This is a genomic window from Allobosea sp., assembly GCF_030695125.1.
In the GTDB taxonomy this organism is placed as follows: domain Bacteria; phylum Pseudomonadota; class Alphaproteobacteria; order Rhizobiales; family Beijerinckiaceae; genus Allobosea.
Window position 1 is genome coordinate 105,555 of record NZ_JAUYTP010000036.1, and the last position, 14,553, is coordinate 120,107.

Annotated in this window: 10 protein-coding genes; 8 read left to right on the plus strand and 2 right to left on the minus strand. The window is 68.9% G+C overall.

The features are described from left to right. The first annotated feature begins 106 nt into the window (after nt 1-106). Nucleotides 107-1,852 carry an ABC transporter ATP-binding protein gene (locus Q8S38_RS15085; RefSeq protein WP_305681245.1) on the plus strand — a complete coding sequence of 582 codons (1,746 nt, stop codon included), beginning with the start codon at nt 107-109 and terminating at the stop codon, nt 1,850-1,852. Nucleotides 1,853-2,378: 526 nt separating this feature from the next. Here Q8S38_RS15085 and Q8S38_RS15090 read toward each other — a convergent pair. Beyond that, nucleotides 2,379-3,650: an amidohydrolase family protein gene (locus tag Q8S38_RS15090; protein WP_305681334.1), complete on the minus strand. Its 1,272-nt coding sequence runs from the start codon at nt 3,648-3,650 to the stop codon at nt 2,379-2,381. A gap of 36 nt (nt 3,651-3,686) precedes the next feature. Further along, nucleotides 3,687-4,478 carry a GntR family transcriptional regulator gene (locus tag Q8S38_RS15095; protein ID WP_305681246.1) on the minus strand — a complete coding sequence of 264 codons (792 nt, stop codon included), beginning with the start codon at nt 4,476-4,478 and terminating at the stop codon, nt 3,687-3,689. A 327-nt stretch (nt 4,479-4,805) separates the two neighbouring features. Here Q8S38_RS15095 and Q8S38_RS15100 point away from each other — a divergent pair, with 327 nt between their 5' ends. The 7 genes from Q8S38_RS15100 to Q8S38_RS15130 all read left to right on the plus strand — a co-directional run bounded on the left by Q8S38_RS15100 (nt 4,806) and on the right by Q8S38_RS15130 (nt 14,434). Further along, nucleotides 4,806-5,846, plus strand: coding sequence for an ABC transporter substrate-binding protein (locus tag Q8S38_RS15100; protein WP_305681247.1), 1,041 nt, complete (start codon nt 4,806-4,808; stop codon nt 5,844-5,846). Between the two features lie 98 nt (nt 5,847-5,944). Further along, entirely contained in the window at nt 5,945-6,199 is a 255-nt protein-coding gene (locus Q8S38_RS15105) for a type II toxin-antitoxin system ParD family antitoxin (protein ID WP_267518577.1), read from the plus strand. Continuing rightward, nucleotides 6,200-6,493 carry a type II toxin-antitoxin system RelE/ParE family toxin gene (locus Q8S38_RS15110; protein WP_305681248.1) on the plus strand — a complete coding sequence of 98 codons (294 nt, stop codon included), beginning with the start codon at nt 6,200-6,202 and terminating at the stop codon, nt 6,491-6,493. Nucleotides 6,494-6,597: 104 nt separating this feature from the next. Continuing rightward, on the plus strand, nt 6,598-7,485 hold the full coding sequence (locus Q8S38_RS15115) for an ImuA family protein (protein ID WP_305681249.1): 888 nt from the start codon (nt 6,598-6,600) through the stop codon (nt 7,483-7,485). Continuing rightward, nucleotides 7,391-8,935 (plus strand): Y-family DNA polymerase, encoded by a 1,545-nt coding sequence (locus tag Q8S38_RS15120; RefSeq protein ID WP_305681250.1) that lies wholly within the window; start codon nt 7,391-7,393, stop codon nt 8,933-8,935. The genes Q8S38_RS15115 and Q8S38_RS15120 overlap by 95 nt, the downstream gene beginning before the upstream one ends. Continuing rightward, nucleotides 8,932-12,579: an error-prone DNA polymerase gene (locus Q8S38_RS15125; RefSeq protein WP_305681251.1), complete on the plus strand. Its 3,648-nt coding sequence runs from the start codon at nt 8,932-8,934 to the stop codon at nt 12,577-12,579. Before Q8S38_RS15120 ends, Q8S38_RS15125 begins: the two co-directional genes overlap by 4 nt. Before the next feature lie 202 nt (nt 12,580-12,781). Beyond that, entirely contained in the window at nt 12,782-14,434 is a 1,653-nt protein-coding gene (locus tag Q8S38_RS15130) for an ABC transporter substrate-binding protein (protein WP_305681252.1), read from the plus strand. Nucleotides 14,435-14,553 lie beyond the last annotated feature (119 nt).

Genomic DNA, 14,553 nt, shown 5'->3' on the forward strand with positions numbered 1-14,553 from the left:
GTCAAGCTCCGGGGCCCTGCGAGATCCCGGGTCAGCGCCGCATGCTCGGATTGTCCGGGATGACGCGGTGGTTCCGTGCCGTCCATGCCTGCTCTAGAAAGTCGCCATGCTGAAGGAGTTCTTCGCCTATTACCGGCCGCACCGGGCGCTGTTCCTGGTCGATTTCGGCTGCGCGGTGCTGTCGGGACTGCTGGAACTCGGCTTCCCCATGGCGGTGAAGGCCTTCGTCGACCTGCTGCTGCCGCGCGGCGACTGGCCGCTGATCATGCTGGCGGGCTTAGCCCTGCTGGTCGTCTACGCCGTCAATTCCGGGCTGATGGCGATCGTCACCTATTGGGGCCACAAGCTCGGCATCAACATCGAGACGGAGATGCGCCGGCGCGCCTTCGACCATCTCCAGAAGCTCTCCTTCCGCTTCTATGACGAGCAGAAGACCGGCCATCTCGTCGCCCGCGTCACCAAGGATCTCGAGGAGATCGGCGAGGTCGCCCATCACGGGCCGGAAGACCTGTTCATCGCGATCATGACCTTCATCGGCGCCTTCCTGCTGATGCTCTATGTGCATCCGCAACTCGCCCTGATCACGGCCCTGATTGTCCCGCTCGCCGGCTTCATCGTGGCGCGCTACGGCGCGCTGATGGCCCAGAACTGGCGCATCCAGTTCGGCCGGGTCGGCGCCTTTAATGCGCGGCTGGAGGAGAACATTGGCGGCATGCGCGTCGTCCAGGCCTTCGCCAACGAGGCCCATGAGCGCGCGCTCTTCGCCGGCGACAACCAGCGCTACCGCACCACCAAGCTCGAAGCCTACCGGATCATGGCCGCCAGCCAGGCCGTCAATTATCTGGGCATGCGCATGGTCCAGCTCGCGGTGATGCTGGCCGGGACCTATTACGTCGTGCAGGGCAGTCTCAGCGTAGGCGGCTTCGTCGGCTTCCTGCTGCTGGTCGGCGTGTTCTATCGCCCCCTCGACAAGATCGCGAGCGTGATTGAGACCTATCCGAAGGGCATCGCCGGCTTCCAGCGCTATCAGGAGCTGCTCGCGACCGAGCCCGACATCGCCGATGCGCCCGACGCGATCGAGGCGCCGTCGCTCAAGGGCGACATCCGCTTCGAGGACGTCGGCTTCGGCTATGCGAAGGAGCGGCCGGTTCTCTCGGGAATCGAACTCTTGGTCGCGGCCGGCGAGACGGTCGCCTTCGTCGGCCCCTCCGGCGCCGGCAAGACGACGCTGCTCTCGCTGCTGCCGCGCTTCTACGAGGTCGATTCCGGTCGCATCACCGTCGACGGCCACGACATCCGCAAGCTGACGCTCGCCTCGCTGCGCCGCCAGATCGGCATCGTCCAGCAGGACGTCTTCCTCTTCGCCGGCACCATCCGCGAGAACATCGCCTATGGCCGCCTCGATGCCAGTGAGGCGGAGATCACCGAGGCCGCCCGCCGCGCGCGGCTCGAGACGATGATCGCCGACCTGCCGGCGGGGCTCGATACGGTGATCGGCGAGCGCGGCGTCAAGCTCTCCGGTGGACAGAAGCAGCGCCTCGCCATCGCCCGCATCTTCCTGAAGAACCCGCCGATCCTGATCCTCGACGAGGCGACCTCGGCGCTCGACACCGAGACGGAAGCCGCGATCCAGCAGTCCCTGACCGAGCTCTCCGAGGGGCGCACCACGCTGGTCATCGCCCATCGCCTCGCCACCATCCGCCATGCCGACCGCATCGTCGTCGTGACGCAGGCTGGCATCGCCGAGCAGGGCCGCCATGACGAGCTGCTGCGGGCCAATGGGCCCTACCGGGCGCTGCACGAGGCGCAGGTCGCGCCGCTGCGGCAGGCGATGGGAACGGCGGCCGAGTGAGGCAGCGGCCATCGTCACGATGGCCGTCATCGAAGCTGACGCACGGAACCTGTCTGGCAAGGTGGGGTTGAGCCAGGACGGAGCGGCCGAGATGGCCAGCCAGGCTCGGGAGACCATCGACATGCTGCGTGCCGGAACTGCCGCCCTGGCGATGTTTGCCCTTCTGATCGGTCCGACCCTCGGTCTGGCGCAGGGCGTCGGAACGCCCGGCACCGGGCCGCTCGTGCCGGGCGGTCCGCGCCAGGGGCTGGGGCCACCCTCGCTCTCGGATTCGGTGCCGGATCTCCGCCTCCGGTCGAGTGGCGGCGGAATCCCGGGCGCCGGCCCGCCGATCGATTATGGAAGGCCTCCATCCTCAGGCGCGAGTGGCTATGGTCTTGAGAGCCGCCCGCGCGTTCAAGCCGTCGGGCGGTTCTGCGAAACCCCGCGCACCACCTGCCGGCTCGGTCGTACGGCCCTGCTCGGCCAGCCCTGCTCCTGCCGCGGCCGCGGACGGGGCGTCGTCGTTCGCTAGCCGAGCGCCGCCTCAGCCTGCGACGGCTCGCAACGCGGCGCGCGGCTGGCTTGGGGCGTGCAGCTGCGCCGCCGGCCGCGAAAAGCTCTGCCGCCCGTTCTTGAAGCCCATGATCGGCTCGGCCAGGCCCGCCAGCGCCTCGGCCTGCGTCGGGGCGTCGAGCACGATCAGGTCGGCCGGGTTGCCGATGGCGATGCCGTAATCCCTGAGGTTCATCAACCGCGCCGGCAGCGCCGTCACGAGGTCGATGCAGGCATCGAAGCCCTCCGGGCCGACCTGCGCGACATTGGCGTAGAAATTCGCCATTCGCAGCAGCGAGGCATCGCCGAAGGGGGTGAACGGGTTGAGGACATTGTTGGTCGCCACCGAGCAGGTCACGCCTTGCGCCAACAGCCGGTGCGCCGGCGTCAGCCCGCGCGGCACGTCATGGGTCGCCTCCCGGCCGAGCAGATAGACGTCGGTCGCGGGCAGGACCGTCACCGCGACGCCCGCTTTCGCCAGCCGCTCGGCGGCTCGCATAAAAGCTTCGGGCGGCAGCGAGGACAGCTTGGTGACATGCCCGATCGCGACGCGCCCGCCATAGCCATGGACGGTCGTCTGGCGGCAGACCTCGTCGAGATGCATCCAGCTCGCATCGAGATCGAAATCCAAATGGAAGTCGAGATCGACATCGAAGCGCGTCGCCAGCGCAAACAGCCGGGCGATCTGCGCGTGCGGGTCGGTGTCGGTATAGGGGCAGCCGCCGAGCGCGTCCGCCCCGTCCTGCAGGGCCCGGACCAGCAGTTCCTCGGTGCCGGGGTCGTTGGTCAGCCCCTCCTGTGGAAAGACGCACAGCGACAGGTCGATCGCCCAGGCATAATCGCGCTTCAGCGCCTTCAGCGCCTCGAAGCTGCGCAGGCCCACGCGCGGATCGACCTCGACATGGCTGCGCATGCGTGTCGTGCCCTTGGCGATCGCCCGCTCCAGAACCTGCGCGCCGCGCTCATAGACATCAGCCGTCGTGAAATCGCGCTTCATCGCCGAGACGGCGGCGATTGCAGCCTTCAGCCCGCCCTGCAGATGCCCGCAGCGCCCGAGCAGGCAGGCCTTGTCGAGATGGACATGGCTGTCGACGAAGCCCGGCAGCACGGCGCGGCCGCCCACCACAACCTCGGGTGCATCCGCCGCGATGACCGGCGCGATGGCGGCGAAGCGCCCCCGCCGGACGCCGATGTCGACGGGCCTCGTCCCGCCGGGAAGAGTCGCCTGCCGGAAGATGAGGTCGAAGGCGCTGTCGTCGGGCATCGGCACGGAGCTGTTGGGTCGGAGATTCAACGGAGACTAAACTGTATGCACTTTACATGCCGGTTGCCGCCTGTGAAGGCGGCGATCGCGCGCAGTAGCCCGGGCGGGGAGGCTGTCAGCCGGCGGCTCGGCATAGGGCGCCAGGATGTCCATGATGTCGCGCCCGCGCGGCCGTGTCTGGGCGACCAATGCGCGGCTCGCCACCGAATCGAGATGGTGGTGCATCAGCGACATCACGGCGTCGGCATCGCCCTTGGCGAGCGCGTCGATCAGCAGCCGGTGCTCGTTGATGGCGCATTCGGAGGAATGCGGGCGGCTGAACAGCGACAGCGTCAGACAGCAGCGATAGGCGATCTCGCTGACATAGCGGATCAGGATCGGGCTCTCCGTCATGCTGGCGAGCAGGATGTGGAACTCGGTCGCGAGGCGGATCGAGATCGCGTCGGGGCCGTTGCGCGCCTCGTCCTCGGCATCGACATGGGCATGGAGCTCGGCGATCTGCGTCTTGGTCAGTCGTCCCGCCAGTTGCCGCACGACCAGCCGCTCGAGCTCGATGCGGATGTCAAAGGCGTCCCGCGCCTCCTGCCAGCTCGGCGTTGCCACCACGGCGATGCGGTTGCGGCGCAGCTCGACCAGCCCCTCGGCGGCGAGCTGACCCAGCGCATGACGCGCGATCGTGCGGCTGACGCCGAAGCGCTCGCCGAGCGCGTCCTCCGGCAGCTTGGCCCCGGGCTCCAGCGCCTGCTCGATGATGGCGCGGCGCAATGCGCGGCAGATCGTCCCGACCCGGTCCGTCGCAGGGCGGCTGCGGTTGTCCTCGCGCGTCATCACCGAAATCCGAATGCGTGAGACCCCGTCTTAGCCCCGAGGCCGGGGTGGCCGCAATCCGCGGCTGCAATCGCCGGGAGGCGAGGGAGGGGCCGTGCCGGGGCGAGGTGGTATGGCATCACTATTGCATGCACTTTGATGATGATGGGCATGCAGTCGAAGGGCCGCTCCCTTGGTTGCGACGCTTATGGCCGCCCGGGCTCCGCCAGTGCCCGCGATCGAGCGGTCGCAGGTCGCAGGTCGCAGGTCGCCGCTATCGTCGGCGAGGGAGCCCATGCGAGACGGTGCCGGAATGCTTGAATCAACGTCTCAGAAAAGGGGAACAAGATGCTGAAAAGACTCTGCCTCGGTGCCGCTGCCGGCCTCGCGTTGGCCGGGCTGGCCTTCACCGGCGCCGTCCAGGCGCAGGAGACCGCGATCCGCTTCACCCTCGGCTGGAAGACGCAAGGCTCGGACGCCGCCTTCTTCGTCGCCCGCGACAAGGGCTACTACAAGGCCGAGGGGCTGAACGTCATCATCGACCAGGGCGAGGGCTCGGGCGCGACCGTCACCCGCATCATGGGCGGCGCCTATGATGCCGGCTTCGGCGACGTCAATGCCATCATCCAGAACGCCGCGACCAAGCCGGGCGAGAACCCGGTCATGGTCTACATGATCTGGAACCGCCCGCCCTTCGCGATCTCCAGCAAGAAGGCGACCGGCATCACCAAACCGAAGGATCTCGAAGGCAGGACGCTGGGCGGCGCCCCCGGCACTCCGACGACCCGCCTGCTCGAGGTCTTCGCCCGCAAGAACGGGCTCGACATGGGCAAGATCAAGCTCACCAGCATGGCGCCCAACCTGCAGGAGCCGCTGCTGATCAAGGGCGACATCGACGGCGCGCTGGTCTTCAACATCACCAGCTATTTCAACCTGCTGCTGAACCGCCAGGACCCGGAGAAGGACTTCAACTGGCTCACCTTCGGCGATTTCGGGCTCGATCTCTATTCCAACGGGCTGATGGTCTCGCAGAAGCTGATCAAGGAGAACCCCAAGGCCGTCGCCGGCCTCGTGCGCGCCACCAACAAGGCGATGCTGGAGATCGCCAAGGACCAGGCCGTCGGCATGAAGGCGGTGATGGCCTATGACGCCCTCGTCAACGAGGCGATCGAGAAGAAGCGCCTGCAATACTCCTTCAGCGAGCTCATCGTCTCGCCGGAGATGAAGGAGATCGGCGTCGGCGACACCAAGGACGCCCGCATGGCCAGCGCCATCGGCATCATCGCCGAAGGCTACCAGCTCGCCCGCACGCCCAAGCCCGAGGAGATCTTCTCCCGCGCCTTCCTGCCGCCCAAGGCCGAGCGCGAGCTGGTCTATACGGCGAATTGATCGCACGGACAGGACACCGGATGGCCCTGCCGATCCGGTGTCCTCTTTGATGATGGCAGTTGATGCCATTTGATGCCATTCTCTTCCGCGGAGGACAGATGATGGCATCGATGAATATCTCTCTGCCCGACCCGATGCGGGACTGGGTCCAGCGTCGCATCGACGACGGTCACTACGCCAGCGCGAGCGATTACGTGCGCGACCTCATCCGCCATGACCAGGAGCAGGCGCGCCAGCTTTCAGTCGAGGATATTCGTCGGTCCATTGCCGAAAGCCGGGAGAGCGCAGCGACCAGTTCCGCCGATGCGGTGTTCGACCGGCTCGAAGCCCGGCTGAAGGCGATGGTCGAGTAGGTGTCCCGGACCTGCCGCTTCGCGCTGTCCGCGGAGAAGGATCTCGAAGAGATCGCGCTGTTCATCGCCTCGGACAGCCCCCGGCGCGCCCTGTCCTTCGTCGCGGAACTGCGGGCCCATTGCACCAGGATCGCCGATCAGCCGGAAGCCTATCCGCTGCGCGAGGAGTACGGCGTGGGCGTCCGGATCACCGTCCATGGCCGCTATCTGATTTTCCATGCGATCCGTGACGACGCTCTCGTCATCGAGCGCATCCTGCATGGCGCACGACATCTGGACTGGGTGCGACTTTAGGCACGGGGTACAGCCGGCTGCCTGGCTTCCCTTTGAGTCAACTCCGACTCGCCTTTCCGCCAGGGCTCGTTCTATAAAAGAACAAATATAGAACATGAGCCCGCATGCAGCCTCGCCCGGACCCCGCTTCCCTGACCGATCTGCGCCGCCATCTCGCCGAGATGGCGCTGCGCGGCGCGCCTGCGGCGGTGGGGCAGGTGAGTTTCGGCGCGCCCGCCCTCGATGCGGCGCTGGGCGGCGGCATCGCCCGCGCGGCCCTGCACGAGGTCTATGCGCCCGCCACGGCCGATCTCGCGGCGGCAACGGGATTCGCCGTCGGCCTCGCCATCCGGGCCGCGGCCGGGCGCCCGATCCTCTGGGTGCGGCAGGATGTCGTCGATGCCGAGACCGGCCGGCTGCATCCGCCGGGGCTGACCGAACTCGGGCTCGATCCCGCCCGCGTCCTGCTGGTGCGGGCGCGCGATGCCGAGGGCGTGCTCCGCGCCGGCGCCGAGGCCGCCCGCTGCCCGGCGCTGGGGGCGGTGCTGATCGAGCCCTGGGGCGCGCCGCGGCGCCTCGATCTGACCGCGAGCCGGCGCCTGGCCCTGGCGGCGGAAGGCTCGGGCGCGACCACGCTTTTGCTGCGCGCCGCCGTGGCGCCGCAGCCGAGCGCGGCCTCGACCCGCTGGCAGGTCGCGTCCCTGCCGTCGCGGGCGCTGGAGGCGAATGCACCGGGAGCGCCCGCCTTCAGCCTCAAATTGCTGCGGCATCGCGGGGGGCTGGGTGAGTCCGAGTGGCGTGTGGAGTGGAGCCGTGACCGACAATCTTTCCAGGAGAGCCCTGTCCAGAGCGACGTCCGAAACCGTCAGGCCGCTGCCGGCCGCGACGAGCCCCTCCGTTCCCCCAGAGCCAGCCCCGATGCCACGCCGCTATCTCGCCCTGTGGTTCCCTTTCCTGCCGACCGACCGGCTGCGGCGGGAGGGCCGGGTCCCGACATCCGGCGTACCGGCTGACGCCCCGCTGGTCGTCTATGCCCATCGCGGCAACGCGCTTCGCCTCGTCGCGGGGGACGACCGGGCTCTGACGCTGGGGCTGGCGCGGGACCTGACCCTGGCCGATGCGCGCGCGCGCATTCCCGGGCTGATCGCGATCGAGGCCGAGCCCGAGGCCGACGAGGCCCTCTTGATGCGGCTCGCCGCCTTCTGCGATCGCTTCACCCCGCTGGTCGCGCTCGATCGCCCCCAGGGCCTGCTGCTCGACATCACCGGCTGCGCCCATCTCTTCGGCGGGGAGGGCGCGCTGCTGGCGACGCTCGGCCGCTGGATGCAGCGCGGCGGCCTCGCGCTCCGCTCGGCCGTCGCGGGCACGCCGGAAGCCGCCCATGCGCTGGCGCGCTTCGGCCGGGGCGCAATCGTGCCGCCCGGGCAGGACGAGGCCTGGCTGCGTCCGCTGCCGGTCGCGGCACTCGAGCTTCCTCCTGAGACCGCGCTCGCCTTGACCCGGGCGGGCCTGAGGACGCTGGCCGATCTCGCCGAGCGCCCCTCCAAGGGGCTGTCGGCCCGCTTCGGCGAGGATCTGGTGACGCGGCTGCGGCGCACGCTCGGCCATGAGGATGCCCGCCTCACGCCGCTGCGCCCGCCGCCGGCCTGCCTGGTCGAGCGCCATTTCGCCGAGCCGATGCTCGATCTCGACGGGCTGCAGGAGGTCGTCGCCCGGCTGATCGCGGAGGCCGCGCGGGTGCTGGAACAGCGCGGCGAGGGCGGGCGCGTCTTCGAACTCGGCTTCCATCGCAGCGACGGGGCGGTGCGGCGGCTGGTGATCGAGACCGGGCGCCCGACGCGCGACGGCAAGGCCATCCTGCGGCTCTGGCGCGAGCGCGTCGAGAGCCTCTCCGACCCGCTCGATCCCGGTTTCGGTTTCGATGCGGTGCGCCTTGCCGTGCCGGTCTGCGAGCCGCTGAGCGAAACCCAGCCGAGCCTCGACCGCCGCGCCGTCGAGGACGAGGCCGTGGCCGATCTCGTCGACCGGCTGGTCGTGCGCTTCGGCCGCGACCGGGTGCTGCGCTTCGTGGCGCAGGACAGCCACCATCCCGTGCGCGCGGCGAAGGCCCGCTCGGCCGCGCTGCCGCCGGCCGGCATCGCCTGGCCGGCCCCCATTCCGCATGAACCGCCGACACGCCCGCTCCAGATCTTCGAGCCGCCCCAGCCGGTGGAGGCCATCGCCGAGGTGCCCGACGGCCCGCCGATCCGCTTCCGCTGGCGCCGGCTCATCCATGATGTCGCCCGCGCCGAGGGCCCGGAGCGGATCGCGCCGGAATGGTGGCGCGACGGCTCCAGCGAGCCGATGCGCGACTATTACCGTGTCGAGGACTCGGCAGGCCGCCGCTTCTGGCTCTTCCGCATCGGCTTCCATGAGCCGGAGCAGGCGCCGCCGCGCTGGTTCCTGCATGGGCTGTTTGCATGAATCAGGTCCTCAGCCCCTTCGCCGAACTCGTTGCCGCGACGAATTTTTCCTTCCTGCGCGGCGCCTCGCCGGGGCCCAATCTGGTGCTCACCGCGCTGCTGCTCGGCCATGCGGGGCTCGGCCTCGCCGACCGCAACACGGTGGCGGGCGTGGTGCGGGCCTGGAGCGCGCTGCGGCAGCTGCGCGAGGACGGGCTGCCCCCGGCCGAGAAGCTGAAGGAGGGCGACAGCCCCGGCGAGCATGTCTGGATCGAAAACCCCGCCTTCGCCGATCTGCCCTTCACCGCGGATCAGTTACGTTCCATGGCAAAGGACTTTCGGCTTGTCCTCGGCAGCCGGCTCGTCTTTGCCGACGGCACGCCCGACATCGTCGTCTACCCCGCCAACCGCAGCGGCTGGGGCAGACTCTGCCGCCTGCTCAGCGAGGGCAACCGGCGCGCCGGCAAGGGCGAGTGCATCCTGAACCTCGACGACCTCCTCAGCGATACCCGCGATCTCCTGCTGATCCTGATGCCGCCGCGCGATCTCGCCGGTCTGCCTGCGCTGCTCGCCCGGCTGGACGAGGCCGCGCCCGGCTCGCTCTGGCTCAGCGCCAGCATGCACCGGCGCGGCGACGACCGCCGCCGGCTGGCGCGGCTGAAGGCGATCGCCGCCGCGACCCGCACCCCGCTGCTGGCGACCAACGACGTGCTCTACGATGCCCCCGAGCAGCGCGACCTGCAGGACGTGCTGACCTGTATCCGCGAGGGCGTCTCGATCGAGCGGGCGGGGCGCCTGCTCGAGGCCAATGCCGAGCGCCATCTCAAGACGCCCCAGGAGATGATCCGGCTCTTCCGCGATGCCCCCGAGGCGATCGCCGAGACGCGCCATCTCCTCGCCCGCATCGACTTCGATCTCGGCCAGCTCGAATACGAATATCCCGACGAGCCCGTCCCGCCCGGCTGGAGCGACCAGGCCTGGCTTGTGGAACTGGTGCGCCGCTGCTGCGTCATCCGCTATCCGAACGGGGTGCCGGAGAAGGTCGAGGCCTTGCTGCGCAAGGAGCTCGATTTGATCGCGGGGCTGAACTACGCCCGCTACTTCCTCACCATCCATCAGATCGTCGAATTCGCCGTCAGCCGCGGCATCCTCTGCCAGGGCCGGGGTTCGGCCGCCAATTCCGCCGTCTGCTATGTGCTCGGCATCACCGCGGTCGACCCCACCGAGAGCGACGTGCTGTTCGAGCGCTTCATCTCGACGCAGCGCCGCGAGCCGCCCGATATCGATGTCGATTTCGAGCATGAGCGGCGCGAGGAGGTGATCCAGTGGATCTATGAGCGCTATGGCCGCCACCGCGCCGGCATCGTCGCAACCGTCATCCGCTACCGCCCGCGCAGCGCCATCCGGGATGTCGGCAAGGCGCTGGGGCTGACCGAGGACGTCACCGCCCGCATCGCCGGCACGCAATGGGGCAGCTGGGGCACGGAGATCGGCGACGACCGCGTCCGCCAGGCCGGGCTCGACCCCGCCAACCCCACGATCCGCCGCGCGGTCGATTTCGCCATCCGCCTGCTCGGCTTCCCGCGCCATCTCTCGCAGCATGTCGGCGGCTTCGTGCTGGCGCGCGGGCGCCTCGACGAGATGGTGCCGGTCGGCAATGCCGCGATGGCGGACCGCACCTTCATCGAATGGGACAAGGACGACATCGACGAACTGCGCCTGATGAAGGTCGATGTGCTCGCGCTGGGCATGCTGACCTGCATCCGCAAGGCCTTCGACCTGCTGCGGCAGCATGAGGGCCTCGAGATGGGGCTAGCCGACATCCCCAGGGACGACGGGCCGACCTACGACATGCTCTGCCGGGGCCAGTCGCTCGGCGTCTTCCAGGTCGAGAGCCGGGCGCAGATGAACATGCTGCCGCGCCTGAAGCCGCGCATCCTCTACGACCTCGTCATCCAGGTCGCGATCGTCCGCCCCGGCCCGATCCAGGGCGACATGGTCCACCCCTATCTGCGGCGCCGCGCCGGGATCGAGCCGGTACATTATCCCGCGCCGGCCCCGGAGCACGGGCCCGCCGACGAGCTCTTCCAGGTGCTGAACAAGACCAAGGGCGTGCCGCTCTTCCAGGAGCAGGCGATGAAGCTCGCCATGGTCGCCGCGAAATTCACAGACAGCGAGGCGAATGGCCTGCGTAAGGCGATGGCGACCTTCCGCAGTGACGGCAGCATCGGCAACTATCAGGACATGATGGTCGAGCGGATGGTGGCGCGCGGCTATGAGCGCGATTTCGCCCAGCGCTGCTTCGACCAGATCAAGGGCTTCGGCAGCTACGGCTTCCCCGAAAGCCACGCCGCCTCCTTCGCCAAGCTGGTCTACATCTCCTCCTGGCTGAAATGCCATCACCCGGCGGCCTTCGCCTGCGCGCTGTTGAACGCGCAGCCCATGGGCTTCTATGCCCCCGCCCAGATCGTGCGCGAGGCGCAGGAGGTCGGCGGCGTCGAGCCACGCGCGATCGATGTGAATTTCAGTTTCTGGGACAATGGGTTGGAGCGTGTCGATCACGTTGAAAAGGGAAGCGCCGTCATCCCGGGCGACCGCAGGGAGACCCGGGATCCATTCCGGAACTTCTCCGATAAAGGCTCCGGAATGGATCCCGGATCTCCGCTTCGCTCCGTCCGGGATGACCGGGGAGGGTCTTCGGAAACTCCCAGCCCTCATCCTGAGGAGCCGCGCAGCGGCGTCTCGAAGGATGGTCCAGATGCCTCGGGAGCCTCTCCGGCCATCCTTCGAGACGCGCCTGCGGCGCTCCTCAGGATGAGGGCTGAGGGGGGCGGGAAGCGACGGAGCCCCTTCGCCCTGCGCCTCGGCTTCCGCCAGATCGACGGATTCCGCGAGGAATGGGGCCTGCGCATCGCGGCGCGGCGGGGCGGGGGCTACGCCGATGTCGAGGAGTTGATGCGCCGGGCCGATCTGCCGGGCCGCGCCATGCGGCTGCTCGCCGATGCCGACGCCTTCCGCTCGCTCGGGCTCGACCGCCGCGAGGCGCTCTGGGCCGTGCGCCGCCTGCCGGACGACGAGGCCCTGCCGCTCTTCGCCGCCGCCCAGGCCCGCGAACTGGGCGAGGAGCCGGCCGTCCCGCTGCCGATCATGCCGCTGCCGCAGCAGATCGTCGCCGACTACCAGACGGTCCGGCTCTCGCTGAAGGGCCACCCGATGGGAATGCTGCGGCCGCTCTTCCGGCGCGACCGCGTGCTGAGCTGCGCCGAGCTCGAAGGCCGCCCCGACGGCAGTTGGGCCGCGACCGCCGGCGTCGTGTTGGTCCGCCAGCGCCCCGGCAATGGCAAGGCGATCTTCATCACGCTGGAGGACGAGACCGGCATCGCCAACATCCTGCTCTGGGCGCGCCTGTTCGAGCGCTTCCGGCGCGAGGTGATGAGCGGGCGCCTGCTGCAGATCGAGGGAAGGGTGCAGAAGAGCCCCGAAGGCGTGGTCCATCTGATGGCCCAGCGCGTCGTCGACCGCACGGCCGATCTCGCGAGCCTGTCCGAGAGCCACAGCGCCACGATCACCCTGACGCGGGCGGACGAGTTCAAGCATCCCCAGGCCCCGCGCGGCCGTCACCCCCGCGACGTTCGGATCCTGCCGAAATCCCGGGATTTCCATTGATTGCCGCAATGGTAGTCAATTCGCCTGTTTCATGAGCAAAATAGGGGCCGCGTATGCGGGCCGTCGCCTCCTGTTCAATCCGGATGCAGGCGCGAGGGGCGCGCTGCCGCCGGCCAAACCGGGGGCGGCCCTCTGGCATGCCCGTTGCTAACCTCGTGCCGCCGCTCGCAGGAGCGCGCGGCCAACCACAGGGGAGAAAAACGTGTCCGTATCCAGCTTCACCCGCTCGGCCCTTCTCGGCCTCGGCCTTTCGACGGCGCTCGTCACCGGCGCGCTCGCCCAGGAGAAGGTCCTGCGCATCGGCATGACGGCAGCGGACATTCCGCGGACCCACGGCCAGCCCGACCAGGGCTTCGAGGGCAACCGCTTCACCGGCATCCCGATGTATGACGCGCTGACCCATTGGGATCTCTCCTCCGCCGAGAAGGCGAGCGTCGTCATCCCCGGCCTGGCCACCGAATGGGCGGTCGACGCCACCGACAAGACGAAGTGGACCTTCAAGCTGCGTCCGGGCGTCAAGTTCCAGGACGGCTCCGATTTCACCGCCGCCGCCGTCGTCTGGAACGTCGACAAGGTCCTCAACAAGGAAGCCGCGCATTTCGCGCCGGACCAGATCGGCGTCACCGTCTCGCGCATGCCGACGCTGCGCAGCGCCCGCGCGATCGACCCGCTCACCGTCGAGCTGACCACGAGCGAGCCCGACGCCTTCCTGCCGATCAACCTGACCAATCTGTTCATGGCGTCCCCGGCGCACTGGGCTGCCAAGCTCGCCGCCGTCCCGGCCTCGGTCACCGATCCGGCCGAGCGCGCCAAGCAGGCCTGGGCGGCCTTCTCGGCCGATCCGTCCGGCACAGGCCCGTTCAAGGGCGTCAGGCTGTCGCCGCGCGAGCGTTTCGAGATGGTCGCCAACAAGGCCTATTGGGACCCCAAGCGCGTGCCGAAGATCGACCGTGTCGTGCTGCTGCCGCTGCCGGAGGCCAATGCCCGCACCGCGGCCCTGCTCTCGGGCCAGGTGGACTGGATCGAGTCGCCTTCGCCGGACGCCGTGCCGCAGATCAAGCAGCGCGGTTTCACCGTCTACACCAACGCCCAGCCGCATGTCTGGCCCTGGCAGCTCTCCTTCGTCGAGGGCTCGCCCTGGGTCGACAAGCGCGTCCGCCACGCCGCCAATCTCTGCATCAACCGCGAGGAGCTGAAGACGCTGCTCGGCGGGCTGATGGAGATCCCGAAGGGCACCGTTCCCCCCGGCCATCCCTGGTGGGGCAACCCCAGCTTCGACATCAAATACGATCTCGCGGCGGCCAAGAAGCTGATGACGGAAGCCGGCTATTCGACCGCCAAGCCGGCGAAGGTGAAGGTGCTGACCTCGGCCTCGGGTTCGGGCCAGATGCAGCCCCTGCCGATGAACGAGTTCATGCAGCAGGCGCTGAAGGAGTGCTTCTTCGACGTCGCGCTCGAGGTCGGCGAATGGAACGCCGTCTTCACCAACTGGCGCGAGGGCGCCAAGCACGCCAACGCCCGCGGCGCCAACGCCACCAACGTCACCTTCGCGGCGATGGACCCGTTCTTCGCCATGGTGCGCTTCACCTCGACCAAGACCTTCCCGCCGGTCTCCAACAACTGGGGCTATTTCGGCAATGACGAGTTCGACAAGCTCATCGCCGACGCCCGCACCAGCTTCGACGGGACGGCGCGCGATGCGGCGCTCGCCAAGCTCCATGCCCGCATCGTCGAGGAAGCGCCCTTCGTCTGGGTGGCCCATGACGTCGGCCCGCGCGCGATGAGCGCCAAGGTCAAGGGCGTCGTCCAGCCGAAGAGCTGGTTCATCGACCTCGCTCCGATGTCGATGGACTGATCGCTTCCGCCCCGCGGCAGCCTGCCTCTGTCGTCATGGTCGGGCTCGTCCCGACCATCCACGGCTTCGTCGTCGGTGACGATGGGCGAGACGTGGAGGCTCGCTACCAGGGCGAGCAT

Bases quoted from the DNA above. Each gene is read 5' to 3' on its own strand.
- Q8S38_RS15085 (WP_305681245.1), top strand. From the start codon at position 107: ATGCTGAAGGAGTTCTTCGCCTATTACCGGCCGCACCGGGCGCTGTTC.
- Q8S38_RS15100 (WP_305681247.1), top strand. From the start codon at position 4,806: ATGCTGAAAAGACTCTGCCTCGGTGCCGCTGCCGGCCTCGCGTTGGCC.
- Q8S38_RS15120 (WP_305681250.1), top strand. From the start codon at position 7,391: ATGCCACGCCGCTATCTCGCCCTGTGGTTCCCTTTCCTGCCGACCGAC.
- Q8S38_RS15125 (WP_305681251.1), top strand. From the start codon at position 8,932: ATGAATCAGGTCCTCAGCCCCTTCGCCGAACTCGTTGCCGCGACGAAT.
- Q8S38_RS15115 (WP_305681249.1), top strand. From the start codon at position 6,598: ATGCAGCCTCGCCCGGACCCCGCTTCCCTGACCGATCTGCGCCGCCAT.
- Q8S38_RS15105 (WP_267518577.1), top strand. From the start codon at position 5,945: ATGATGGCATCGATGAATATCTCTCTGCCCGACCCGATGCGGGACTGG.
- Q8S38_RS15090 (WP_305681334.1), bottom strand. From the start codon at position 3,650: ATGCCCGACGACAGCGCCTTCGACCTCATCTTCCGGCAGGCGACTCTT.
- Q8S38_RS15095 (WP_305681246.1), bottom strand. From the start codon at position 4,478: ATGACGCGCGAGGACAACCGCAGCCGCCCTGCGACGGACCGGGTCGGG.